Annotated in this window: 22 protein-coding genes; 8 read left to right on the top strand and 14 right to left on the bottom strand. The window is 73.5% G+C overall.

Annotation, left to right across the window (positions count from 1 at the left end):
• The first annotated feature begins 158 nt into the window (after nt 1-158).
• Complete coding sequence (locus HCJ94_RS27935; RefSeq protein ID WP_168004006.1) at nt 159-1,058, top strand: endonuclease domain-containing protein; 900 nt, start codon at nt 159-161, stop codon at nt 1,056-1,058.
• A 131-nt stretch (nt 1,059-1,189) separates the two neighbouring features.
• Here the strand turns inward: HCJ94_RS27935 and HCJ94_RS27930 are convergent, their stop codons facing one another.
• A complete protein-coding gene (locus HCJ94_RS27930; RefSeq protein WP_168004005.1) occupies nt 1,190-2,869 on the bottom strand; it encodes a S8 family serine peptidase in 1,680 nt (559 codons plus the stop codon).
• 182 nt (nt 2,870-3,051) lie between these two features.
• The gene (locus tag HCJ94_RS27925; RefSeq protein WP_168004004.1) at nt 3,052-4,014 is read right to left on the bottom strand and encodes an EamA family transporter; all 963 of its coding nucleotides are present in this window, start codon (nt 4,012-4,014) and stop codon (nt 3,052-3,054) included.
• 87 nt (nt 4,015-4,101) lie between these two features.
• Here HCJ94_RS27925 and HCJ94_RS27920 point away from each other — a divergent pair, with 87 nt between their 5' ends.
• On the top strand, nt 4,102-4,647 hold the full coding sequence (locus tag HCJ94_RS27920; RefSeq protein WP_168004003.1) for a CGNR zinc finger domain-containing protein: 546 nt from the start codon (nt 4,102-4,104) through the stop codon (nt 4,645-4,647).
• Between the two features lie 4 nt (nt 4,648-4,651).
• Here the strand turns inward: HCJ94_RS27920 and HCJ94_RS27915 are convergent, their stop codons facing one another.
• From HCJ94_RS27915 to HCJ94_RS27900, 4 genes are all read right to left on the bottom strand, one after another.
• Complete coding sequence (locus HCJ94_RS27915; protein ID WP_205802036.1) at nt 4,652-6,061, bottom strand: class II fumarate hydratase; 1,410 nt, start codon at nt 6,059-6,061, stop codon at nt 4,652-4,654.
• 130 nt (nt 6,062-6,191) lie between these two features.
• On the bottom strand, nt 6,192-7,859 hold the full coding sequence (locus HCJ94_RS27910) for a fumarate hydratase (RefSeq protein WP_168004001.1): 1,668 nt from the start codon (nt 7,857-7,859) through the stop codon (nt 6,192-6,194).
• Between the two features lie 129 nt (nt 7,860-7,988).
• Nucleotides 7,989-9,422 (bottom strand): outer membrane protein assembly factor BamB family protein, encoded by a 1,434-nt coding sequence (locus tag HCJ94_RS27905; protein WP_168004000.1) that lies wholly within the window; start codon nt 9,420-9,422, stop codon nt 7,989-7,991.
• Between the two features lie 64 nt (nt 9,423-9,486).
• The gene (locus tag HCJ94_RS27900; protein ID WP_168003999.1) at nt 9,487-10,689 is read right to left on the bottom strand and encodes an MFS transporter; all 1,203 of its coding nucleotides are present in this window, start codon (nt 10,687-10,689) and stop codon (nt 9,487-9,489) included.
• A gap of 69 nt (nt 10,690-10,758) precedes the next feature.
• Here HCJ94_RS27900 and HCJ94_RS27895 point away from each other — a divergent pair, with 69 nt between their 5' ends.
• On the top strand, nt 10,759-11,754 hold the full coding sequence (locus tag HCJ94_RS27895) for an ArsR/SmtB family transcription factor (RefSeq protein ID WP_168003998.1): 996 nt from the start codon (nt 10,759-10,761) through the stop codon (nt 11,752-11,754).
• 6 nt (nt 11,755-11,760) lie between these two features.
• Here the strand turns inward: HCJ94_RS27895 and HCJ94_RS27890 are convergent, their stop codons facing one another.
• Nucleotides 11,761-12,252, bottom strand: coding sequence for an Lrp/AsnC family transcriptional regulator (locus HCJ94_RS27890; RefSeq protein ID WP_168003997.1), 492 nt, complete (start codon nt 12,250-12,252; stop codon nt 11,761-11,763).
• Between the two features lie 138 nt (nt 12,253-12,390).
• On the opposite strand from HCJ94_RS27890, the gene hppD reads away from it, so the two are divergent.
• Genes hppD through hisC form a run of 4 tightly spaced genes read left to right on the top strand, consistent with a single transcriptional unit; the run spans nt 12,391 to nt 16,372 of the window.
• On the top strand, nt 12,391-13,596 hold the full coding sequence (gene hppD, locus HCJ94_RS27885; RefSeq protein WP_168003996.1) for a 4-hydroxyphenylpyruvate dioxygenase: 1,206 nt from the start codon (nt 12,391-12,393) through the stop codon (nt 13,594-13,596).
• Nucleotides 13,597-13,606: 10 nt separating this feature from the next.
• Nucleotides 13,607-14,326 carry an RDD family protein gene (locus HCJ94_RS27880; RefSeq protein ID WP_309227466.1) on the top strand — a complete coding sequence of 240 codons (720 nt, stop codon included), beginning with the start codon at nt 13,607-13,609 and terminating at the stop codon, nt 14,324-14,326.
• Between the two features lie 22 nt (nt 14,327-14,348).
• The gene (locus tag HCJ94_RS27875) at nt 14,349-15,272 is read left to right on the top strand and encodes an RDD family protein (RefSeq protein WP_168003995.1); all 924 of its coding nucleotides are present in this window, start codon (nt 14,349-14,351) and stop codon (nt 15,270-15,272) included.
• Nucleotides 15,269-16,372 carry a histidinol-phosphate transaminase gene (gene hisC, locus HCJ94_RS27870; protein ID WP_168003994.1) on the top strand — a complete coding sequence of 368 codons (1,104 nt, stop codon included), beginning with the start codon at nt 15,269-15,271 and terminating at the stop codon, nt 16,370-16,372. The genes HCJ94_RS27875 and hisC overlap by 4 nt, the downstream gene beginning before the upstream one ends.
• A gap of 136 nt (nt 16,373-16,508) precedes the next feature.
• Here the strand turns inward: hisC and HCJ94_RS27865 are convergent, their stop codons facing one another.
• The 5 genes from HCJ94_RS27865 to HCJ94_RS27845 form a co-directional block, all read right to left on the bottom strand.
• Nucleotides 16,509-17,762: an outer membrane protein assembly factor BamB family protein gene (locus HCJ94_RS27865; protein ID WP_168003993.1), complete on the bottom strand. Its 1,254-nt coding sequence runs from the start codon at nt 17,760-17,762 to the stop codon at nt 16,509-16,511.
• Between the two features lie 133 nt (nt 17,763-17,895).
• Nucleotides 17,896-18,363 (bottom strand): SRPBCC family protein, encoded by a 468-nt coding sequence (locus HCJ94_RS27860; RefSeq protein WP_168003992.1) that lies wholly within the window; start codon nt 18,361-18,363, stop codon nt 17,896-17,898.
• 105 nt (nt 18,364-18,468) lie between these two features.
• The gene (locus HCJ94_RS27855; RefSeq protein WP_168003991.1) at nt 18,469-18,678 is read right to left on the bottom strand and encodes a DUF397 domain-containing protein; all 210 of its coding nucleotides are present in this window, start codon (nt 18,676-18,678) and stop codon (nt 18,469-18,471) included.
• Between the two features lie 330 nt (nt 18,679-19,008).
• Entirely contained in the window at nt 19,009-20,208 is a 1,200-nt protein-coding gene (gene fahA, locus HCJ94_RS27850) for a fumarylacetoacetase (RefSeq protein ID WP_168003990.1), read from the bottom strand.
• Nucleotides 20,205-21,068 carry a hypothetical protein gene (locus HCJ94_RS27845; RefSeq protein ID WP_168003989.1) on the bottom strand — a complete coding sequence of 288 codons (864 nt, stop codon included), beginning with the start codon at nt 21,066-21,068 and terminating at the stop codon, nt 20,205-20,207. Before HCJ94_RS27845 ends, fahA begins: the two co-directional genes overlap by 4 nt.
• Before the next feature lie 81 nt (nt 21,069-21,149).
• On the opposite strand from HCJ94_RS27845, the gene HCJ94_RS27840 reads away from it, so the two are divergent.
• On the top strand, nt 21,150-22,316 hold the full coding sequence (locus tag HCJ94_RS27840; RefSeq protein WP_168003988.1) for a homogentisate 1,2-dioxygenase: 1,167 nt from the start codon (nt 21,150-21,152) through the stop codon (nt 22,314-22,316).
• 34 nt (nt 22,317-22,350) lie between these two features.
• Here HCJ94_RS27840 and HCJ94_RS27835 read toward each other — a convergent pair whose 3' ends face one another.
• Entirely contained in the window at nt 22,351-23,376 is a 1,026-nt protein-coding gene (locus HCJ94_RS27835; protein WP_168003987.1) for a tetratricopeptide repeat protein, read from the bottom strand.
• A 10-nt stretch (nt 23,377-23,386) separates the two neighbouring features.
• Entirely contained in the window at nt 23,387-23,869 is a 483-nt protein-coding gene (gene ispF, locus HCJ94_RS27830) for a 2-C-methyl-D-erythritol 2,4-cyclodiphosphate synthase (RefSeq protein WP_168003986.1), read from the bottom strand.
• Nucleotides 23,870-24,047 lie beyond the last annotated feature (178 nt).

The following is a 24,047-nucleotide window of genomic DNA, read 5'->3' as shown; positions in this document are numbered from 1 at the left end:
TCACTGCGACAGCCCGACTTCCAGGAAAACGAGTTGATCTAGCCTTTACCACACCTGACCGGCCGCACCACGGTTGTCCACAGGCGACGCCGAGGACGGCACCGCCGGTTGTCCACAGGGCTGTCCCCGCACCATCGGACCCCCGCACGCTGGTCGGCATGCCACCTCGACCGCATCGGCCCGCCACCCTCGCCTGGCAGGTCTTCCGTGGCTCGGACGCCGTCCGTCGACGCCTGCTCACCGAGCACCAGCTCCGGAGCTCGGCCTGGGTCCGGCTCCGCCACGACGTGTACGCCGACGCGCGGCTGGATCGGGATCACGCGTTGGCGTGCCGCGCCGCCGCCCTGCGCCTGCCGGACGGCGCGCTGTTCGCCGGCCCCTCGGCTGCGTATCTGCACGGCGTCGAGCACGCGGCCACCTTCGCCGACGATGTCCACGTGCTCGTCCCCGGCGCTCGCCGCGTCGGCGCGCAGAAGGGCATGCGGCTGCACGTCGCCGGTTCAGGTGATCTCGTCCGGTCGCCCGGTGACGGCTGCGCTCGGACCAGCGCGGCCCAGGCCGCCTGGGAAAGTGCCGTCTGGCTCGATCCCGTCCGGGCGGTCGGCATCGTCGACGCGCTTCTCCGGCAGGGCCTGGCCACGCGCCCAGCGCTGGCGGAGGCCGCCGGGCAGCATGCGGGCCGTCCGGGCGGCCGGCGGGCCGGGTGGGTGTTCGACCTCGCCGACCCCGGCGCCCAGTCGCCCCCGGAGTCGCATCTGCGGGTGCGGCTGGTGCTGGCCGGGCTACCTCGACCGGTCACCCAGCATCCGGTCCGCACCCCGTCCGGTCTGGTTCTGCATCCGGATCTGGCCTGGCCGGAGTACCGCGTCGCGGTCGAGTACGACGGACACTGGCACCACGACGCGGACCGGATGCACCTCGACCGCCGCCGCCTCAACCAATTGATCTCCGCTGGCTGGCTGGTCCTGCACGTCACGAGCCGACGCCTGCACCGGGAGTTTCCGAAGGTCGCCGCCGAGGTGCGCGCCGCGCTGACCACACGCGGTTGGCGTCCTTGATCGACTCGACGTGCATGAAGTCGCGCTATCCACCACGCGGCGACGGCCCGACTTCCATGAACCCGAGTGGATCAAACAGCGAGGGCCCGGCCGACCGGGTGGTCGACCGGGCCCTCACGGTGGTGCGGCTGTCACATGGGGGTGGTCACCGCGGCGTACGCGTCGACGATGCCGTGCCCGTAGAAGCCGTTGAACTCCTCGTCACCCTCGCAGAGGGCGTCGAACTCGGCCGACCGGCCCTCGCGCGTGTAGCTCTGCAGGCGCGGCTCGGGGCAGGCGTGCTCCGCGGCGGTCTGGTAGAGCTGCTTCTCCACCTGACCCGGCGCCATCCGCAGACCGCCCTTGGCCGGATCGGTCACGCCGAACCTGCTGACGATCAGCGACGCCACGCCGGCGGCGTGCGGGGACGCCATCGAGGTGCCCTGGAGGTAGGTGTAGTAGCCGCAGGCGCCGGCCTTCGTGCACTCCTTGAAGACGAAGCTCTTCGCGGCACCCACGACGTTGCCGTTCTTGTCGACCGAGCCCTCCTCCTGGAGCACCTTGAGCGGGTACGCCGAGAGGATCATGTTGGCGTCGGTCCGGTACGACTTGGTGCCGTACCCGTCGCGGAACCAGCCGCCCGGAGCCGAGACCGAGATCTGCTCGAGACCGTAGTTGGAGAAGTCGGCCTTCTTGCCGGACGGGCCGAGCGCGGACACGCCGATCACGTGCGGGCCCTCGGCCGGCAGGTCCCAGCACGTCGAGTTGTCGATCGGCCGCGGGTACGCCGGAGCGCCGTAGTCCGGGCTGGAGAAGTCGGTACGCGGCTTCCCGAGGTCCTCGTGGTTGTTGCCGAGGGCACCGACCAGCGTGACGCCCCGGTCGTGCGCGTAGTTCAGCGCCCGGTTCATCGCCTCGATGATCACCTGCTGCTCCGCCTGGGCCTCCGGGGAGTCGGCCGGGTTGGCGGTGCAGTTGTAGAGCCACGGGTCGACGTAGAAGGACATGTTGACCACGTCGAGTCCGACGTCACCGGCGTGCACCAGGGAGTTGACCACCGGGTCGAGGAAGAAGTAGCCGGAGTCCTGGCCACCCTTGAGCTCGACCAGCGTCACGTTCGGGGCGACACCGGAGATGCCGAAGCCGTTGGCGGCGGCGCCGATCGTGCCGGCGACGTGCGTGCCGTGGCCGCCGTCGTCGGTGCCGACCGGGTCGAGGCAGCTGGCCACCTCGCACGGACCGTCGACATCGGTCAGGTCGGGGGCGAAGTTCCGCGACAGCGACCAGTCGAAGTTGGCCGCCAGGTCCGGGTTGCTGGCGTCGAGGCCGGTGTCCAGGACGCCGACGGTGACGCCACGGTCACCGGGTTCCACCTGCCGGGCCTGGTCGGAGCGGACCATCGACAGGCCCCAGAGCTTGTCGTCGAGCGGATCCATGCCCGCCGCGTCGGAGCCGGCGGCGGCAGTCGTGCCCTTGCTCTTCGCGTCGGCGAGGAGGTTCTCCTGCTCGACGCGGTCGATCTTCGGCGCCCGACCGATGGACTGCTTGCGGGCGGCACCGACGAGAGCGTCAGCGGCGGCCACCCGGCTGGCGAAGTCGGCGCGGTCGCTGCGGACCTGGAACATGCCGACGCTGTCGGTACGGGAAACGACCGTGCCGCCGGCCTTCTCGATCGCCGCGATGGCGACTGCGGCGGAGGTCCCCTTCTCGGCAACCACCGTGTACTCGGTCGAGGTCGTCGGGGCGGCACCGACCGAGCTGGCCGGCCCGACCAGTACGGTTGCCAGTGCCGCCACGGTTGCGACGGCGCCGGCGGTGAAGCGTCTGCTCACCACAAATTCCTCTCGTTGAGGGACGTGCTCGCCATCACAACCCATCAACAGGAATTCCGCCAGGGGTCACCGCGACTTGTTTGCCCCGGGACAAGCATTAACTGGCCGGACGGTCAGCGGCCCACCACGATCGGCCGACCTCGGGCCGCAGACCCGGGTGCGGACACGGGCCACAGTGCGAGTCAGCGGTCGGCAGCCAGCGCCGGCTCCTGCTCGCCGGTCGCCGCGGGGGTCTCGCGGGGCTCGTCGAGGCGTACCAGGGCCACCCCGGCGACGATCAGCGCGCCGCCGAGCAGTTGCACCAGGGTCGGCAGTTCGTCCAGCACCAGCCAGGCGATCAGCACCGCGAACATCACCTCGGTCAGGCCGACGAAGGACGCCAGCCGGGCACCGAGGATGCGGGCCGCGGCGATCCCGGCGAGGTACGCGATCACCGCCGCCACCAGCACGAGCCCGGCCACCGGCACGAGCCAGCTGGTGCGCTGCCCGGCGAAGTCGACGTCACCGAACGACGCCCGCAGCGGCAGCGCGCCGACCAGGCCGAGCAGCAGCAGCACGGCCGCCCCGACGGCCATCCCGCCGGAGGCCATGACCACCGACGGAAGGTTCGCGTCGACCCGCCCGGCGAGCACGAAGTAGCCGGCCAGCCCGATCGCCGCGCCGAGCCCCCAGAGCACGCCCACCGGGTCGAGGCGGCCGGCGCCGGTCAGGTCGAGCACGAGGGCGAGCCCGGCCAGGGCCGCGGCCGAGCCGGCGACGGTCAGCCGGCGCGGGCGTTGCCCGTGGGCCAGCCACATCCAGCCGACGACGGCCACGATGCCCAGGTACTCCAGCATCAGTGCGACGCCGACCGGCAGGTAGCGCACGGCGTTGAAGAAGCACACCTGGGCCAGGGCGACAGCGAGCAGCCCGAAGACGCCGATCGACGCGAGGTTGCGGCGGAGCACCGGCAGGCGACCACGCAGCGCCAGCACCGCCGGCAATGCCAGGACCAGGGCGGCCAGGCCGACGCGGGCGATCACCAGGGCCTCGGCCGACCAGCCGGCGTTGATCAACGACCGCGCGAACGTGCCGGAGGTGGCGAACGTCAGCGCCGAGAACACGGCCAGGGCGAGGCCGGCACCGCCGACGGGTGGTTGGCGCATCGGAACTCTCCTTGGCGATCCGGGGGTGTCATGGGCAAACTATGCCCACGCCGATGACGCTAGGCCGGCACCCTGACAGGAGTCAAGTTGCTTTTTGCCCATGACACCGAGTGCTCGCTCATCGCCGCCGCCGCGCTGGTCAACACCGGCGGCAGCGACGGCGAGGGCCTGCCGGACGTGGCCGCCCTGGACGAGTTCTTCGTCGCCCACTCGTACAGCGGGCGGCACGAGCACACCGACGCGGAGCTGGAGGCGGTCCGCGAGCTGCGCCCCCGACTGCGCCGGCTCTGGCACGCCGACACCGACGAGATCGTCGCGATCGTCAACGGCCTGCTCCGGGAGAACGACGCCCTGCCGCAGCTCATCACGCACGACGACGAGCCGTACCACCTCCACGCCGTGCCCCGCGACGCGCCCCTCGCCGTCCGGATGGCGGTGGAGGCGGCGATGGCGATGGCCGACCTCGTCCGCAGCGGCGAGCTGAGCCGGCTGCGGATCTGCGACCACCCCGACTGCGACAACGTGCTGGTCGACCTGTCGAAGAACCGCTCCCGCCGGTTCTGCGACGCGGGCTGCGGCAACCGCGCCGCCGTCACCGCCTACCGCGCCCGCAAGGCCGCCGAACGGCGATGACCTGTCAGGGGTGGGTCATCCGGAGCAAATCGAGCGCCTCCTCCAACTGCGTCTCGGTGAGCTTGCCGGACTCGACGTGGCCCCGGGCGATCACGACCTCCTTGATGGAGATCTGCTTGGCCAGTGCCTCCTTGGCGATCGAGGCGGCCTCGTCGTACCCGAGGTGGCGGTTGAGCGGGGTGACGATCGACGGCGAGCCTTCCGCGTACGCCAGGCAGACCTCGGCGTCCGCGACCAGGCCGACCACGCAGCGGTCGGCGAACAGGCGGCTCGACGCGGCCAGCAGCTTGATCGACTCGAGGATGTTGCGGGCCATGACCGGGAGCATGACGTTCAGCTCGAAGTCGCCCTGGGAGCCGGCGAAGGCGACGGTGGCGTCGTTGCCGATCACCTGGGCGCAGACCTGGCGAACGGCCTCGCAGACGACCGGGTTGACCTTGCCGGGCATGATCGACGAACCGGGCTGGAGGTCCGGTATGCGCAGCTCGCGCAGGCCGGCGCGAGGACCGGAGCCCATCCAGCGGATGTCGTTGGCCATCTTGTAGAGGCCGACCGCGACGGTACGGAGCTGCCCGGAGGTCTCCACGAGGGCGTCCCGCGCGCCCTGCGCCTCGAAGTGGTTGCGCGCCTCCGTCAGCGGCAGGCCGGTCGAGGCGCGCAGCTTCTCGATCACCCTCGCGGCGAAGCCGAGCGGGGTGTTGATGCCGGTGCCCACCGCGGTGCCGCCCAGCGGCAGCTCGGCGAGCCGGGGCAGCGCCGACTCCAGCCGCTCGATGCCGTAGCGGACCTGTGCGGCGTACCCGCCGAACTCCTGCCCCATGGTCACCGGGGTGGCGTCCATCAGGTGGGTACGGCCGGCCTTGACCACCGTCGCGAACTCGACGGCCTTGTCCTCCAGTGCCTGGGCCAGGTGCGACAGCGCGGGCAGCAGATCCCGCGCGACCGCCTCGGTGGCGGCCAGGTGGATCGACGACGGGAAGACGTCGTTGCTCGACTGCGAGGCGTTGACGTCGTCGTTCGCGTGCACGTCCCGACCGAGCTCGCGGCTGGCGAGCGTGGCGATCACCTCGTTCGTGTTCATGTTGGACGACGTTCCGGAGCCGGTCTGGAACACGTCGACCGGGAACTGGTCGTCGTACCCGCCGTCGGCCACGTGCGCGGCGGCGGCCGCGATCGCGGCGGCCACGTTCGGGTCGATCACGCCCAGCTCGCCGTTGACCTCCGCCGCGGCCCCCTTGATCTGGGCCAGTGCCCGGATCTGGGCCGGCTCGATCCCACGGCCGGAAATCGGGAAGTTCCGCACCGCACGCTGGGTCTGCGCCCGCCACAGCGCCTCGGAGGGCACCTCCACCTCGCCCATCGAATCGCGTTCGATCCGGTAACCCGTCGCCTCTGGAGTCGTCACGCGTACCATCCTGCCGCGCAGGGCTGCGGCGTGCAGATGTTCGCGCCGAGCGGCTCAGCCCAGCTCGCCGAGCAGCCGCTCCACCTCGTGCCGTTCCGGCACGTCCAGCTGCCGGAACGGCCGACGCGTCGGCGGAACCTCAGCGGCGGCCGACGGTGAGGACCGGCTTGGTGACCTCGGCGAAGAAGTCGTTGCCCTTGTCGTCCACGACGATGAACGCGGGGAAGTCCTCCACCTCGATCTTCCAGACCGCCTCCATGCCCAGCTCCGGGTACTCCAGGACCTCGACGTGCTTGATGCAGTCCTGCGCGAGCCGGGCGGCCGGGCCGCCGATCGAGCCGAGGTAGAAGCCGCCGTACCGCTCGCAGGAGCGGGTGACCTGGGCGGAGCGGTTGCCCTTGGCCAGCATCACCATCGAGCCACCGGCCGCCTGGAACTTCTCCACGTACGCGTCCATCCGGCCGGCGGTCGTGGGGCCGAACGAGCCGGAGGCGTACCCCTCGGGGGTCTTGGCCGGGCCGGCGTAGTAGACGGCGTGGTCGCGCAGGTACGACGGCATCTGCTCACCGGCGTCCAGCCGCTCGGCGATCTTCGCGTGGGCGATGTCCCGGGCGACGACCAGGGGGCCGCTCAGCGACAGGCGGGTCTTCACCGGGTACTTGGAGAGCTCGGCGCGGATCTCGTCCATCGGCCGGTTGAGGTCGACGCGGACGACCTCGGAGGTGTCCAGCTGCGCGTCGGTGACGTCGGGCAGGTAGCGGGCCGGGTCGGTTTCGAGTCGTTCCAGCCACACGCCCGACGGGGTGATCTTCGCGACCGCCTGCCGGTCCGCCGAGCAGGAGACGGCGATCGCCACCGGGCAGGACGCCCCGTGCCGGGGCAGCCGGACCACCCGTACGTCGTGGCAGAAGTACCGCCCGCCGAACTGCGCGCCGATGCCGAAGTTGCGGGTCAGTTCCAGCACCTCCGCCTCCAACTCCAGGTCGCGGAAGCCGTGCCCGGTCAGCGAGCCGGAGGTGGGCAGCGCGTCCAGGTACTTCGCGGAGGCGTACTTGGCGGTCTTCAACGCGTACTCGGCGCTGGTGCCGCCGATGACGATGGCCAGGTGGTACGGCGGGCACGCCGCCGTGCCGATCAGCCGCAGCTTCTCCTCCAGGAACTGCATCATCCGCGTCGGGTTGAGCAGGGCCTTGGTCTCCTGGTAGAGGTACGACTTGTTGGCCGAGCCGCCGCCCTTGGCCATGAAGAGGAACTTGTACGCGTCCGGGTGCCCGTCCGGGTCCTCCCCGTAGATCTCCACCTGGGCCGGCAGGTTGCTGCCGGTGTTGCGCTCGTCCCACATGGTCAGCGGCGCGAGCTGCGAGTACCGCAGGTTCAACCGGGTGTACGCCTGCCACACGCCGCGCGAGATGGCCTCGGCGTCGCCGCCGTCGGTGAGGACGTGCCGGCCGCGCTTGCCCATGACGATCGCGGTGCCGGTGTCCTGGCACATCGGCAGTACGCCGCCGGCGGCGATGTTGGCGTTGCGCAGCAGGTCCAGCGCGACGAACCGGTCGTTCGGCGAGGCGGCCGGGTCGTCGATGATCGACCGGAGCTGCGCCAGGTGCGCGGGGCGCAGGTAGTGCGCGATGTCGTGCATCGCCTCGGCGGTCAGCGCGGTCAGCGCGGCCGGTTCCACGGTGAGGAACCGGCGGCCTCCGGGCCCGTCGACGACGTCGACGCCCTCGTCGGTGACCAGGCGGTACTCCGTCTGGTCGGGACCGGTCGGCAGCAGGGGGGCGTACGAGAAGGCGGCGGCACTGCTCATGAGCGGAAAGCCTAGGGCAGGAGGGTCGATCAGTCCCACCCGCCGGGTGGGTCCTGGGACGGCGCTCTCATCGGCGCGCCGGTCGGGCCGGGCGGCGGCCTCCGGGACGGCCGTCACCGTGGGGTCGCGTCAGCCCTCGTCCTCCGGGCACAGCTCCCGCTTCGGGCCGCAGCTGTCCTCGGGTGCCGGTACGTCACCGGTCCCGGCGGGACCGGGGCGCGGCCCGTCGCCGCCACCCGGCGGCGGGGCGACCGCGGCGCCGCCGAAGCGGACGTACCCGATCTCCCGGCCCTCGCCGATGATCATGCCGGTGGGGCCGACCGCGAGCGCGTTCGCGGCCGTCCGCAGGGTCGCCAGCTCCGCACCGGTACGCGGGTCGAGCGCCACCAGCCGGGACGGCTTGTCATGGGCGAGCACCGCCGCGTACGGGGTGAGCGCGGCGCCCGCCTTGGCGCCGGTGGGACGGCTCCACCGGGTCCGGTCGGTGCCGAGTTCCCGGGCGGAGACCGAGCCCTTGTCGGCCGCGCGGACCAGGGCGTACCGGTCGTCGACGGCGACGATCTTCTCGCCGGGGGCGATGACCAGCAGCAGCCGGCCGTCGTACCCGTCGAGGACCGCCTCCCGGCCGTCCGGCGCGACCCCGATGAGCACGTTGCGCGCGCCCTGCGGATCCTCCCGCTGGGCGCACCCGACGGCGTCGGCGGTCCGCAGGTTGACGCCGGTGCGCTGCCACGCCTCCAGGCCGGTGGCCGGGTCCCGGCCGGAGATGCTGAAGAGGCAGGTGCCGTCCTGGGACCGGGCGGTGATCCGCAGCAGCCGGCCGCCGACCACCGACAGCCGCTCCTCGCGGCCCGGCTCGACGTCGGCGAGGACCCGGCCGGTGGCGGTGTCGAGCACGTGCACCCGGTTGTCGATCGGGAAGCCGAGCAACGGGGGCACCGGCTCCGGCCCGGCGACCTCCTTGTCGATGCGTACGGCGTCGAGCCGCCGGGTGTCGAGCAGTTGCGGGTTGTCGCCGAGCAGGCCGTTGTTGACGCCGGGCACGAAGGCGGTCCACAGGGGAGTGGTGCCGCGCGGGTCCCAGGCGCTCAGCGTGCAGTCGGTGGGGGCGAAGCAGCGGGCGTCGAGCAGCAGGTTGCGCCAGGTCCAGACGGCCACCGCGTCGTCGTTCCGCCGCCGGGTGACGCCGGTGGTGGGGTCGAGCACCTCGTACCCCTTGACCAGGAGCTTGCCCACGACGACGACCGCGTCCCGGTCGCCGCCGGCCACCCCCGCCCAGTCGGCCTTGCGTTCCCAGAGCTGGGTGCCGTCGCTGAGCCGGCGCGCCTCGACCCGGGTGCGCTGCTCGACCACGACGGTGTCGCCGGCGACGGTGACGCTGCGCGGCGTCCCGCCGATCCGGTGCTGCCAGACCACGTCCGGCTCGGAGATGGGCTCGCTGCGGTCGACCCAGTCCCAGATGCCGGGGAACGGGTTCCACACTCCGGTCGACGCGAGGACGACGACGGTGATCAGCCCGAGCAGCAGCCAGCCACGTACGCCGAGGCCGCTCCCCTTCGCCACCGGATCACGGTAGCCACCCGCCCACCCGAGCGCGCCCCGGCACGCCGTAGGGGCCGGCGTCACATCAGCGCGGCGGTGTCAGGACCCGCCACAGGGTCAGCGTCGCCACCAGCGACGCCACACCGGCCAGCGCCATCACCGTGCCCGGCGCGAGCACCTCGCTCAGCGCCCCGCCGGCCGCGGCGGCCAACCCCTGCACCGCCATCAGACCGGTGCTGACCAGCCCGAACGCCTGCCCGCGCCGCTCCTCGGGCACCGCGTCGAGGAACCGGCGGGCCAGGCCGAGCTGGTAGGCGAAGCCCGCGGTGGCCACCGCGAAGAGCGCCGCCGCCGGCCACAACGCCGGTCGGGCCACGAACGCCAGCATGGGTACGCCGAGCAGCAGCGCGAGCCACGGCGTCCACGCCTCCCGGCGGGCCGGCGCGACGAACCGCCCCACCAGCAGGTCCCCGACCAGCATCCCGAACGCGGCGGCCATCAGCAGCACGCCCGCACTGGCCTCCACGCCGAGGCCGGCGGCGTACGGAACGGCGACGCCCTCGGCCCCGACCAGCACGGAGCCCGGCAGCCACTGCGCCAGCAGCAGGCCCCGGACGCGCCGGTCGGCGAGCAGCGCCCGGTTGACCCGCCAGGTCTCCCGGACCGCGTTACCGCCGCCCGGTCGCGCCCGGGGCGGGCGCGCTGCCAGCCCGACGCGGACGAGCAGGGCGGACAGCCCGCAGGTGACGGCGGTCAGCCAGAGCGCGCCGTACGGGCCGACCAGGCCGAGCAGCAGCCCGCCGAGGGCGAACCCGGCCACCTGCGTGCCTCCGGCCGCCACGGTGAGCAGGGACCGCCCGAGGACGTACGCGTCGCCGTGCAGCACCTCCGGCAGCAGCGCGGTCCGCGCGGCGCTGCTGACCGGGCCGAACAGGCCGACGACCGCGACCAGCCCGAGCATGGCGCCCGGGGAGAGCACGCCGAGGGCGAGCACCACCACCATGGCGAACCGGAGCAGGTCGTACCCGACGATCAGCGCGCGCGGCGGCCACCGGTCGGCCAGCGCGAGCAGGAAAACCCCGCCGAAGGCGTGCGGCAGGAACCCGGTCACGTACGCCAGCGCGGCGAGCAGCCCCGAGCCGGTGCGCTCGTAGACCAGCACGGACAGGGCGAGCATCTTCACCGTCTCGCCGATCAGGAACACGCCGAAGCTGCCGAAGAGCACCCGGAACTCGGCGACGGCGAAGACGTCCCGGTAGGTGGCGGGACGGGTGTCGGTCACGGTCACGCGGTCAGGGTGCCGGCTCATCGGTACGCCCTCTATCCTTTCGTCCTGGAGCGAAACGGGGAGGTGGCGGTGCGGATCGAGGTGACCCCCGCCGACGTCGCGGCCAGTCGATTCGCGATCTCGCCCCTCGGCGAGGCGATGTCCGCGCTCCGGCTCTGCGCCGGGCAGAACACCGCTCCCGGCCTGGCTCCCTGGGTGGCCCGGGTGCGCCCGGCGTACGAACGGCTGCGCCGGGAACTGCCGGCGGTGGGCGCGCTGCTGGCGCTGCTGCGCCGGGGCGGGTACAACGCGGACTTCATCCAGCCGCCGCCGGACGGCACCGGGCGGGACTTCGCCGACGAACTGGCGGTGGTCCGCGCGACGCCACCGGCGCAGGCGCGCGACGAACTGGCCCGCAACCTCGCCGGCCACCGGACCCCACCGGCGTACGCCCGCCGGATCTACGAGTCCCCGGACGTCGTGGACCGGCTCGCGGACGGCATCGAGGCGGCCTGGACGACCCTGGTCGAGCCGGACTGGCCGCGCCTGCGGGCCGTCCTGGAACGCGACCTGCTGCACCGGGCCGGGCGACTCCTGGCGTACGGCTGGGGGGCGGCGGTCGCGGGCCTGGACCCCCGGCTGCGGTGGGTGCCCGGCGGGGCGGTCGGGTACATCGAGGTGGCCGACCGCGATCCGGAGACGTACAGCCTCGCCGGGCACGGGTTGCTGCTCGTCCCCACCGTGTTCGGCACGATGATCAATTACGTCGAGCGGCCCTGGCCGTTCGCCATCGTCTACCGGGCCTCCGGGGTCGCCGAACTCCTCGGGCCGCCCGACCCGAGCCGCCCCGAGGAGGCGCTGGACCGGCTGGTCGGCCGGGCCCGGGCGACGGTCCTGCGGGCGTTGGCCGTACCCGCGACGACGAGCCAACTCGTCGCCCAGCTCGACCTGAGCCTCGGCGGGGTGGGCGACCACCTGGCGGTGCTCCGCGAGGCCGGCCTGGTGACCCGAACCCGGACCGGCCGCACCGTCCTCTACCGCCGCACCCCGCTGGGCGACGCCCTGGCGGCCACCCCCTCCCCCTGACCGGGGTCAGCGGGGGCGGGCGGCCGAGCGGACCAGCGGGAGGACGCGGTACGGGATCTGTTCGGCCAGGGCGATGATCGTCGAGGCGCGGCGGATGCCCTCGTACGAGACGATCTGGTCGATCACGCGCTGGAGGTCGGCGTTCGACCTGGCCACGATGCGGCAGAGCAGGTCACCGGAGCCGGTGATGGTGTGCGCCTCCAGCACCTCCGGGATCGCCGCCAGGTGCGCGGTGACCGGGTCGTGGCCGTGCCGCTGGCTGATCTCCAGGGTAACGAAGCTGGTCACCCCGAACCCGATGGCGGCCGGCGAGACGTCCGGCCCGAAGCCGCCGATCACTCCCCGCTCGACCAGCTTGTCGAGGCGGGCCTGCACGGTGCCCCGGGCCACCCCGAGGCGGCGCGAACACTCCAGCACGCCGATCCGGGGCTCCTCGGCGAGCAGTTCGATCAGCCGCGAGTCGAGCGCGTCGAGCTGGACATCCTGACCAGTGTTCACGGGTCAGGACCCTACTCCTTGTGCAAGCTGACCAGCCAAAGCCGGGCCAGTTGCCCAGTGAGCCCGCTCACGGCGATATTCGCGGGAAGAGCACAAGCGTCGGCCCACGAGGCCGGCCGGTACGCGAGGGAGGCCACCATGACCCAGGCGATCGACCGACCCCAGTCGACCGAGGAGGTCGACGTCGACCAGCTGGTCGGCGCCGTCGACCACGACATCAGCCACGACCCGTTCCCGGTCAAGGGGCTCGACCACGTGCACTTCCTGGTGGGCAACGCCAAGCAGGCCGCGCACTACTACTCCACCGCGTTCGGCATGACCTGCGTGGCGTACCGCGGGCCGGAGCAGGGCTACCGCGACCACGCCCAGTACGTGCTGACCAGCGGCTCGGCCCGGTTCGTGCTGACCGGCGCGGTCCGCCCCGACGCCGAGGGCGCCGACCACGTGGCGAAGCACAGCGACGGCGTCTCCGACATCGCGCTGGAGGTGCCGGACGTCGACGCCGCGTACGCGCACGCCACCGCGCAGGGCGCGACCGGCCTGGTCGAGCCGCACGACGTCAGCGACGAGCACGGCACCGTCCGGATGGCGGCCATCGCCGCGTACGGCGACACCCGGCACACCCTGGTCGACCGGTCCCGCTACAGCGGCCCGTTCCTGCCCGGCTTCGTGGCGCGCGGCCCGATCGTGGACCGCCAGCCGATGATCGACGCCGGCATCCAGCCGAAGCGCTTCTTCCAGGCGGTCGACCACGTCGTCGGCAACGTCGAGCTGGGCCGGATGGACGAGTGGGTCGAGTTCTACAAGCGCGTCATGGGCTTCACCAACATGGCGGAGTTCGTTGGTGACGACATCGCCACCGACTACTCGGCGCTGATGAGCAAGGTCGTCGCCAACGGCACCCGCAAGGTGAAGTTCCCGCTCAACGAGCCGGCGATCGCCCGGAAGAAGTCGCAGATCGACGAGTACCTGGAGTTCTACCAGGGCCCCGGCGCGCAGCACATCGCCGTGGCCACCAACGACATCCTGGCCAGCGTCGACGCGATGCGCGCGGCCGGCGTCGACTTCCTGGACACGCCGGACTCGTACTACGACGACCCGGAGCTGCGCGCGCGCATCGGCGAGGTGCGGGTGCCGATCGAGGAGCTGAAGGCCCGCAAGATCCTGGTCGACCGGGACGAGGACGGCTACCTGCTCCAGATCTTCACCAAGCCGGTGCAGGACCGCCCGACGGTGTTCTTCGAGCTGATCGAGCGGCACGGCTCCCTCGGCTTCGGCAAGGGCAACTTCAAGGCGCTCTTCGAGGCCATCGAGCGGGAGCAGGAGAAGCGCGGCAACCTGTAACACTGTCCGCGTGACGCAGCCTCCGTCGTACCCGATGCCGCCGGCCGGTGGGCCCCCGCCCGCCGCCGGCGGCTCACTGCCGCACGCCGGCACCCAGGGCCATCCGGTGCCACCCCAGTGGGCGCCCGTCCCGCCGCCCGGCTGGACCCTCCCCCCGGGGTACGCCGGCCCGCTCCGGCCGGTGCCGCCGCCTCCGGCGCTCGCCCCGAACGGGCAGCCCCTCGCGAGCTTCCCCGACCGGCTGTTGGCCTGGCTCATCGACACCGCGCTGGCCACGGCCGTCACGCTGGTGCTGTTCCTCCCGGTGTACCTGGTCCTCTGGCTGAGGATGTTCCGGGAGATGACGCGGACCAACCCGGACGGGACGCCCGTCGAGCCGGACCCGCGCGTCTTCTTCCTGGACTACCTGCTGCCGATGCTGCTGGCCTACGTCGGGCTGTTCGTCCTCGTGATCGCCCTGTACTGGCTGTACCACGTGGAGTACCTGCTGCGCCACGACGGCCAGACACTCGGCAAGAAGGTGATGAAGCTGCGGGTCGTCCCGCTCGATCCGGCCCGGACGCTCGACCGGCGCACCGCCCGCCGGCGCTGGCTGGTGCAGTACCTCGCCTGCTCCCTGGTCCCCGGCCTCAGTTACGTCGACGGGCTCTGGCAGCTGTGGGACAAGCCCTGGCAGCAGTGCCTCCACGACCAGTTCGCCGGCACCGTCGTCGTTAAGGTTGCTGGGTGAACGAGCGCAGCGAGGCGGCACGGTGAGCGTCGCACCCGGTTGGTACGTCGACCCCGCCGACCCGGAGACCCGGCGGTACTGGGACGGCGAGGGCTGGATCGGTGCGCCCATCCCGGTCGACGCCACCCCGCCGGAGGGTCCGCCGCCGGCCGAGCCACCCGCCGCCGCACCGGCCCCGCCGGGGCCGGTCTCCCCGGCCGCCGGTCACCCGCCGGCCGCCGGTCCCGCTCCGGCCCCACCGTCCCCGACCGGTCCGGCGCCGCACCCCGGTGGCTGGCCGCCGCACGCCGCCCCACCCCAGGGGTACGGCCCGCCGCCGGGCTGGCCGTACCCGACGTGGCCGGGGCGGCCGCCGGAGCCGCGTCCGCACGGGCTGCCGCTGGCCGGGTACGGGGCCCGCCTGGTCGCCCGCCTGATCGACTTCGCTGTCGTCTTCGCGCTCAACGCGGTGGTGAACGGCTGGTTCGTGTGGCGGTACATCCAGGAGATCTCGCCGTCCGTCGAGGAGGCGTGGTCCCGGATCGTCAGCCAGGAACGCACCACCGAACCGTTGCCGCCGGCGGGCGACCAGGCCAGCGGCCTGCAGATCGCCATCCTGCTGATCGCCACGGCGCTCTGGTTGGCGTACGAGGTGCCGTCGACGGCCTCGCGCGGGCAGACCTTCGGCAAGCGCGTGATGGGCGTGAAGGTGGTGCCGGTGAGCGCCGATGCCCCGCTCGGCTTCGGCCGGGCGCTGCGCCGCTGGAACACGCTCGGCCTGCCGACCCTGCTCTGGTTCTGCTGCATCGGCTTCCTGCTGCAACTCGTCGACGCGGTCTCCCCGCTCTTCGACCACCCGATGCGGCAGGCCCTGCACGACAAGCGGGCGCAGACCGTGGTGGTCCAGCTCCCCCGCACCCCCGCCCCGAAGAACGACCGCACCACACCCCCGGGAGACACCCCATGACCGAGACCGGACGTCCCCAGCCGGCGCCACGGCTGACCCGCCCCGACCTGGACGCGCTGCCCAACTACGTACCCGGCCGCAGCCCGGCCGACCTGGCCCGGGAACTGGGCCTGCCGGAGGCGATCAAGCTGGCCAGCAACGAGGTGCCGTACGGCCCGTTGCCCGGCGTCGTGGAGGCGGTCGCGGAAGCCGCCGCCGGGGTGCACCGCTACCCGGACATGGGGGTCGTGGCGCTGCGCCAGGCCCTGGCCGAGCGGTACGGGGTGGACCCGGACCGGATCGCCACGGGCTGCGGGTCGGTGGCGCTGGCCGAGCACCTGGTGCGCGCCACCTGCCTGCCCGGTGACGAACTGCTCTACGCGTGGCGCTCGTTCGAGGCGTACCCGATCATCGCGGCGACCAGCGGCGCGACCAGCGTGCGCGTCCCCAACGACGCCGGGCACGGGCACGACCTGGCGGCGATGGCCGCGGCGGTGACCGACCGGACCCGGATGATCCTCGTCTGCAACCCGAACAACCCCACCGGTACGGCCGTCCGCAGGGCCGAGCTCGACCGGTTCCTCGACGCGGTGCCGGACGACGTGCTGGTGGTCATCGACGAGGCGTACCGGGAGTTCGTCACCGACCCGGAGGTGCCGGACGGCCTCACCTACGCCGACCGGCCGAACGTGGCGGTGCTGCGGACGCTCTCCAAGGCCTGGGGTCTGGCCGGCCTGCGGATCGGGTTCCTGGTCGCCCAGCCGGCGGTGGCGGCGGCGGTCCGCAAGGTCGTCACGCCCTTCTCCACCAGCATGGCGGCGCAGGCGGGCGCGCTCGCGGCGCTGGCCCAGGCCGACGAGGTGGAGCGGCGCTGCGCCCTGGTGGTGGCCGAGCGGGGCCGGGTCACCGAGGCGCTCCGCAAGCTCGTCCCGGACGTGCCGGACAGCCAGGCCAACTTCGTCTGGCTGCCGCTGGGTGACCGAGCCGTGGACTTCGGCAAGGCGTGCGAGTCGCGCGGCGTGATCGTCCGGCCGTTCCCGGGCGACGGGGTGCGGGTCACCATCGGCACGCCGGCCGAGAACGACGCCTTCCTGGCGGCGGCGGAGTCGGCGCTCGGCTGAGCCGTTCCGGGCCGCGCCAGCGGCTCGATCGTTACCGGGCCGGTCCGCCATCCCCCAGCGGACCGGCCCGGACGTCTCGGTACAGCGCAACACCGGCTAGCTTTATGTCCCTTTTGACATATTAAGGCAGGTTTGGTCAGGTCGCCGCGAGGAGCACCGGTTCCGACGTGAAGAAGTACCGCTGGTCGTCCGCCTCCGCGTCGACCGGCTCGCGGAGCCGCTCGACCGCCACGTAGCCGTCCACCGCGTACGCCGCCCCCGGCGCCCAGGACGTCCCGTCCGAGCCGGCGGTGAGGGTGAACCACGACCGCTGCGACCCGGTGGCCGCGTCCAACGTCCTCAGGCCGTTGGCGTCGGTCACCAGGTGCACCCGGTCCGGTTCGACGGCGAGCACCCGCGCCCCGCTCACGTCCCGTCGCCACCGCTCGACGCCCGTCCGCGCATCGCGGCCGACGAGGGCCTCGCCGGCCATCCCGATCGCGGTGTCAGCGGCGAGCACGCTGTCCGGGCGGTCCAGGGCAGGCGCGGCCGTCGGCTCGCCGTCGCCGAGCAGCCAGCCCCGACCCGCGTCGTCGCCGGAACCGGCGACCGTCCGCAGGCCGGCGCACCCGGACCGGCCCGTACGGCAGCCCAGCGGTGTGGCGACCAGCGCGTCACCCACGCCCGGCGGGCGCCACCGGGTGCCCACCGTGCCGGTGGCCACGTCCCGGAACTCGACCGTCGCCGGTCCGTCGCATCGGTCGACGCTCACGAGCCGGCCTCCCGCCGTGGTGCCGATCGCGTCGTGGCAGCCGGTACCGACCCCGGCGTCCCAGCGGCGCCGGCCGTCGGCCAGGTCCACGGCGGTCAAGGCGTCACCCCCGGCGGCCACCACCACCGACCCGCCGCCTGCTATCACGGCGACGAAGAGGCCCTCCGGGTTCCACACCCTCGCCGAGCCGGTCCGCCGCGTCGCCGGCATGCGCGCCGGGACCGAACCCTCCGCCCGCCACGCTACCCGGCCGGTCCGCGCGTCCAGGGCCACGAGCAGGCCGTCCGACCAGCGGCTCACCACCGTGGTCCCGCTCGCGACCACCCCGGCCAACTCGGCGGGCCAGCGGCGGTACGACCAGTACGGCGTGGTCCGGTAGCGGTGGTCGACCGGCCGGTCGGCGTAGACCTGGCGCTGCGCCGCGTACACCCGGAGCCGGCCGTCGACGACCAGCGGGGCCACCGGCAGCCGGGCGACCACCCGCGGGTCCGGGTTCGGGGCGTCCGGGTACGCGGCCCGCGCCGGTGTGCTGACCTCGGCCGGGGCGAGCACCCGCCAGACCGTGGCGGCGACCGCGACCGCGACCAGCAGGACCGCCGCCACGAGGACGACCCGTCGCCGGCCCTTCGGGAACCCCATGCGCACCTCCGCCCGGCACCCTACCCAGCACGGCTCCCCCGGCCACGCTGAGGTTGCCGGGCGCGCGGCCCGTGTCGACGTCCTCGGTCGACCTGGGCCCGCCGCGGGCCGGCCAGGGACTGTGACACAGGTCCTAGGCGGCCTCGGTCGTGGCGTGGGTGGCGGAGGCGAGGTCGGCGAGGTCCCGTCGCAGGGCGCCCTCGACCGCCCGGGCGGCCAGCCCGCCGAGGAGGAGTGCCACGACCCGCCCGTACGGCGCGGTGGGGACCGCCTCCTGCGTGACCGTGACCTGCGTGCAGCCACGCCCGCGCCGGCGGACCGGGCGCAGCGTCCAGGTGACCCGGTAGTCCACCCCCGCACCGGGCGAGCTGAGCACCAGCCGTCGCGGCGGATCCATGGCCACCACGACGAACTCCTCGATCAGGGTGGACCCGTCGGGCTGCGCCCGGACCTCCCGCCAGGTGGTGCCGGGGCCGAATCCGCCCGGGGTCAGCACCTCGACGCCTCGGGTGGCACGGGTGCGGACGGTCAGGTCGGTGAGCAGACGCCAGACGTCCGCGGCGTGCGCCTCGATGGACCGGGTCACCGACACCGTCGACATGCCACCTCCCGTGGCGTCGACGGTACGCCGGGTGAGCGCGGAACGGGGCCCCTCGGGTGGAATTTCCGTCCCGGGAGGCCCCTCGCGGTGCGCGGCTGTGGACGGTCAGGAGCGGAACTGTCCCGCCTGGATCGCCCGCACGAACGCCGTCCACCCCGGCGGGCTCACCGCCAGCGTGGGACCGGACTTGTCCTTCGAGTCGCGTACGGCCACCACGCCGAGCGCGTCGACGAGGTTGTCGGCCACCTCCACGCAGAGCCCCTGGTCGTTGGAGCGGCTGCTGGTACGCCAGACCGCGCCCGCGAGATCGTTCATCCTCACCCTCCTGTCGTCGGACGCCAGCCGACAGCCGGGCCGGGACCGACGGGGGAGATCGGGCCCGGCCCGGCGCGGCACAGCGACGGAATCCGGTCGATCAAACGCGGGAGGTACGCCCGCCCATCGGACGATCTGTGCGACGACGCGTCCCATCGGCGGGACCGGACGGACGGGCCGTACGTCAGGAGGAGCGGGCGGACGACGGTCGGCTCCGGCGGGCGACCGGGCGTCGGATCCGGGTCCGGCGGACGGCCCGCCCCGACGGGCCGGGAGGATGGTCCGGCGGGCCGGGTCAGCGGCCGGGAGAGTGGGTGCCGGCGGGCCGGGTCAGCGGGCCGGGAAGATGGTCCCGGTCACCTCGCCGAGCGCGAGGGTCGTGCCGTCCGGGCCGGGCGCGGTGGCGGTGATGGTGACCGTGTCCCCGTCCTCCAGGAAGGTCCGGGTCTCCCCGCCGCCCACCTTCACCGGCTCCGTCCCGCCCCACGTCAGCTCCAGGAACGAGCCGACCTGGTGCCGCTCGGGCCCGGAGACCGTGCCGGAGGCGTACAGGTCGCCGGTGCGCAGCGACGCCCCGTTGACGGTGAGGTGGGCCAGTTGCTGGGCCGGAGTCCAGTACATCGTGGCGAACGGCGGCTGGCTGACCCGCTCGCCGTTCCACTCGACGGTGAGGCTCAGGTCCAGGCCGAGGTGCGGCTCGTCGCGCAGGTAGTCGGCCACCGGCGGGTCCTGGTCCGGCGCCGGGACGAACGCCGCGCCGAGCGCCTCCAGCGGGGTCACCCAGGCCGAGACCGACGTGGCGAAGGACTTGCCGAGGAACGGGCCGAGCGGCTGGTACTCCCAGGCCTGGATGTCCCGGGCGGACCAGTCGTTGACCAGCACCACGCCGAAGACGTGCTCGGCGAAGTCGCCGGCGGCGACCGGGCGGCCCAGCGGGCTCGGCACGCCGACCACGAAGCCGACCTCCGCCTCGATGTCGAGGCGGACCGAGGGACCGGTGACCGGGCCCTGCGGGGTGGCCCGCTGTCCCTGCGGCCGCACCACCGGCGTGCCGGAGACGACGACCGTGCCGGCCCGGCCGTGGTACCCGATCGGCAGGTGCTTCCAGTTCGGCAGCAGCGGCGGCTGGCCGGGCCGGAAGATCTGACCGACGTTCGCGGCGTGGTGCTCGGAGGAGTAGAAGTCGACGTAGTCGGCCACCTCGAAGGGCAGCAGCAGCTCGACCTCGGCCAGCGGGACGAGCAGCGGCTCGACCGCCGCCCGGTGGGCGGAGTCGGTCAGCAGTTCGGTGATCCGCTGCCGGACCGCGGTCCACTGGGGACGGCCGAGCGCCAGGAACTCGTTGAGGCGGGGGCGGCCCAGCGCTCCGGCGGCGAGCACCAGACCGGCCGCCTCCGCGCCGCCGAGGTCCAGCACGAGGTCCCCGACGCGTACGCCCACCCGCGGCTCGCGGTCGGCCGTGCGGAACACCCCGTACGGCAGGTTGTGCACCCCGTACGGCGAACCCTCGGCACCCGTCACCCAGGTCATACCTGCACGCCCCCGTTCACCAGCCCCAGCCGGATCAGATCGGTCAGTGGTTCCAGAATGCTGCACGAGCCGTACCCGACCCAGAGCGGACGCGCCGCGTCCAGGCCGGCTTCGATCGGCTGGAGCAGCGGCCGGGGGTCGGTGGCGGTGAGCAGCTCGGCGACCCGCCCCACGTCGGCACCACCGGCGGCCGCGAGCGTGGCGGCCAGCACGTTGGCGAAGCCGTGGTGGGTGAAGCCGGTCTCCGGCTCCAGGTGCCGCACCGCGTGGTGCAGGCCGGCGGTGAGCTTGAACGGCAGTTCCCGATCCCGGCACGCGCAGATCACCGCGGCCAGCTCGGCGGGCGTCGGGAACAGCTCGGCGGCGAGGCCGCCGGTGCGGAACTTCGCCGCCACCGGCGCTCCGGCGGCACGGGCGTCGACGAGCGCATCCAGGGCACCCATCAGCCCGAACGTCAGCGGCATCTCGGCGTACACGGCGGTGACGTCGGACCGGTCGGCCAGCTTCAGCAGTTCCGCCAGGCCGGGCAACGGGTCCTCGCCGCGCTTGGCCACGGCGACCTCGACCTGGCGGGCGGTGACGCCGGCCGGCAGCGCCGCCAGGGCGGCGGACAGGCCGTCCAGCCCGGTGTCACCGATCAGCCCGACGACCAGGCCCTCCGCCGGGTCGACCAGCGGGTGCAGCTCGCGGCCGGTCACCGCGGAGGCGGGCACCAGCAACGGGCCGACCAGGTCGGCGTACCAGGAGGTGCGGTGGCGCCGGTGCGCGGTGACAGCCTCGGGCAGCGGCGCGCTGCCGGGCGGGAACACCGCGGCGTCGTCGACGAGGCCGGCGAGGAGCCGGGGCAGCTGCGTTGACACGACACAACAATGTACGGGACGCTACAGGAATCGGACAACCGCGTCCGATAATCGGACGCGCACCGGGCCCCGGGAGGCGAGATGCCGTACTACCGCCGCGTCGGCGACGTGCCGCGCAAGCGCCACACCCAGTTCCGTCAGCCCGACGGGAGCCTCTACGCGGAGGAGCTGATGGGCCAGGAGGGCTTCTCCTCCGACTCGTCCCTGCTCTACCACCGGTACGCGCCCACGGCCATCGTCGCCGCCGAGGAGTTCGCCCCGCCCGCGTTCACCCGGACGCCGAACCTCCCGCTGAAGCCCCGCCACCTGCGCACCCACAAGCTCGACGCCGCCGGCGCCGACCCGGTGCTCGGGCGGCAGTACCTGCTCGCCAACGACGACGTGCGGATCGCGTACGTGCTGGCCGACCGGCCGTCCCCGCTGTTCCGCGACGCCACCGGCGACCACTGCCTGTACGTCGAGTCCGGCACCCTGCGCGTCGAGTCGACGTTCGGCGTGCTCGACGCCGTCGCCGGCGACTACGTGATCATTCCGACCTCGACCATCCACCGGCTCGTCCCGACCGGCTCGGAGCCGGTCCGGCTGCTCACCGTCGAGGCCGCCGGCCACATCGGCCCACCGAAGCGCTACCTGTCCGTACGCGGCCAGTTCCTGGAGCACTCGCCGTACTGCGAGCGGGACGTCCGCGGACCGGACGCGCCGCTGCTGGTCGACGGCACCGACGTCGAGGTACTGGTCCGCCACCGTCGGGGATGGACCCGGTACGTCTACGCCAACCACCCGTTCGACGTGGTCGGCTGGGACGGGCACATGTACCCGTGGGCGTTCTCGATCCACGACTTCGAGCCGATCACCGGCCGGATCCACCAGCCGCCGCCGGTGCACCAGACCTTCCAGGGCCCCAACTTCGTGATCTGCTCGTTCGTGCCGCGCAAGGTCGACTACCACCCCGACGCGATCCCGGTGCCCTACAACCACCACAACGTCGACTCCGACGAGATGCTCTTCTACACGGGCGGCAACTACGAGGCGCGGCGCGGCTCCGGCATCGAACAGGGCTCGATCTCGCTGCACCCGTCCGGTTTCACCCACGGGCCGCAGCCCGGCGCCGCCGAACGCTCGATCGGGGTCGACTTCTTCGACGAGCTGGCCGTCATGGTCGACACGTTCCGCCCGCTGGACCTGTGCGCCGCCGCCACGTCCTGCGAGGACGACGCGTACGCCTGGACCTGGGCGCGTCAGCGGTAGTTGGCGCTCTGATTGTGGCCGGAGCCCGCCCCGTTCACCTGGTGACGGGGCGGGCGAGCACGGTGAGTTCGGCGACGGTGGCCACGGCGATCGCCAGGACCAGCGGCCACGGGGTGCCCACCAGCGCGTAGAGCAGGATCAGCACCGGCGCGGCGGCGGCCGCGTACACGGCCAGGGCCAGGGTGCGGTCGGAGCGCAGCAGACCGGGCAGGATGGTCCGGGCCAGGCCGGGCAGCTTCGCGGCGTACCGCCAGACCAGCAGCGCCCCGCCGAGCGCCGCGAACACCGCCGCGACACGCGACGTCCCGTCGCTGCCCACCGCGAGGCAGGCCAGCATCACGGCGGCGATCATCGACCAGCCGGCGCCGAAGACGACGAGCTGGCGCAGGCCGACGGAGATCGTGCGGCCCGAGTCGATCCGGCCCGGGCTCATCGCGGCCGCCTCGGCGAGGTGCTCCAGAGCCTCGCTCCAGCGGCGCTGCTCCAGCCGCAGCACGCCGATGTCGTGCCGCGCCTCGGCGAGCTGCGGGTCGAGCCGCAGCGCCTCGGCGTACGCCCGCTCGGCCAGGTCGTACATCTCCATGTTCGCCGCGACCAGGCCGAGGACGAGGTGGGCGGCCGGCTCCTCCGGGGCCAGCTCCACCCCCCGCCATGCCGCGTTCAACGCCGGCTGGCCGTTGCGGGAGCCGGCCAGGATCGCGGCCGCGCTGCGCTGGGCGTACGCGTCGTCCGGGCCGAGCGCCAGGATCCGGTCGGCGGTCCGGGCCGCCTCCGCGTACTCCTCCAGGTCGGCGAGTGCCATCGCACGGGCGACCAGGGCCGGTACCCAGTCGGGGGCGGCGGCGACAGCGCCGTCGGCGACGGTACGCGCGTCGGCGGGCCGACCGGCGGCGAGGTGCACCCGGGAAAGGGCGGTCAGCACCGCGGCGTTGGCGGGTTCGAGGGCGACCGCGTAGCCCAGCTCGGCGGCGGCCTCGTCGTACCGGCCCAGCTCGGCGAGGAGCTGGGCCCGCTGGAGGTAGCCGTCGGCGGCGGAACGGTCGGAGGTGTCGCTGGACATCGCGGCGAGCCTAGGCGGCCGGAGCCTCGTACACCAGGGCCACCGCGATGCCGGTCAGCCCCTCGCCACGCCCGGGGAAGCCGAGCCCGTCGGTGGTGGCGGCGGAGACGCTGACCGGCGCTCCCACCGCCTCCGACAGCACCCGCTGCGCCTCGTCCCGGCGCGGTCCGATCTTCGGTCGGTTTCCGATCACCTGCACCGAGACGTTCCCGATCGCGTAACCGGCCGCCCGCACCCGGCGGGCGCTCTCGGTGAGCAGTGCCACCCCGGAGGCGCCGGCCCACTCGGGCTGCCCGACGCCGAAGTTCGAGCCGAGGTCGCCGAGGCCCGCGGCGGAGAGCAGCGCGTTGCAGGCGGCGTGCGCGGCGACGTCGGCGTCTGAGTGCCCGGCCAGGCCGTCCTGGTCGGGCCAGTGCAGGCCGGCCACCCAGCAGGGCCGACCGGCCTCGAAGGCGTGGACGTCCGTGCCGATGGCCACCCGCGGAACGATCATGACCCGAGCGTACGCGTCAGAGGCTGTCGGGAAGCCCCGGGGCGAGCGAGGCGGAGTCCAGTCGGCGATCCGGCAAGGCGGAGGTCGGTCCGGACACCGGTGTTGTATCCGGGCCGACCTCCAACGCCGCCGGTCGTCGCCTGGGCCCGCCGCAGCCGCTGCGGGGTTTCCCGACAGC

The sequence above is a fragment of the Micromonospora thermarum genome (assembly GCF_012034245.1).
Taxonomy (GTDB): domain Bacteria; phylum Actinomycetota; class Actinomycetes; order Mycobacteriales; family Micromonosporaceae; genus Micromonospora; species Micromonospora thermarum.
This window is presented reverse-complemented; position numbering and strand designations above follow the sequence as displayed.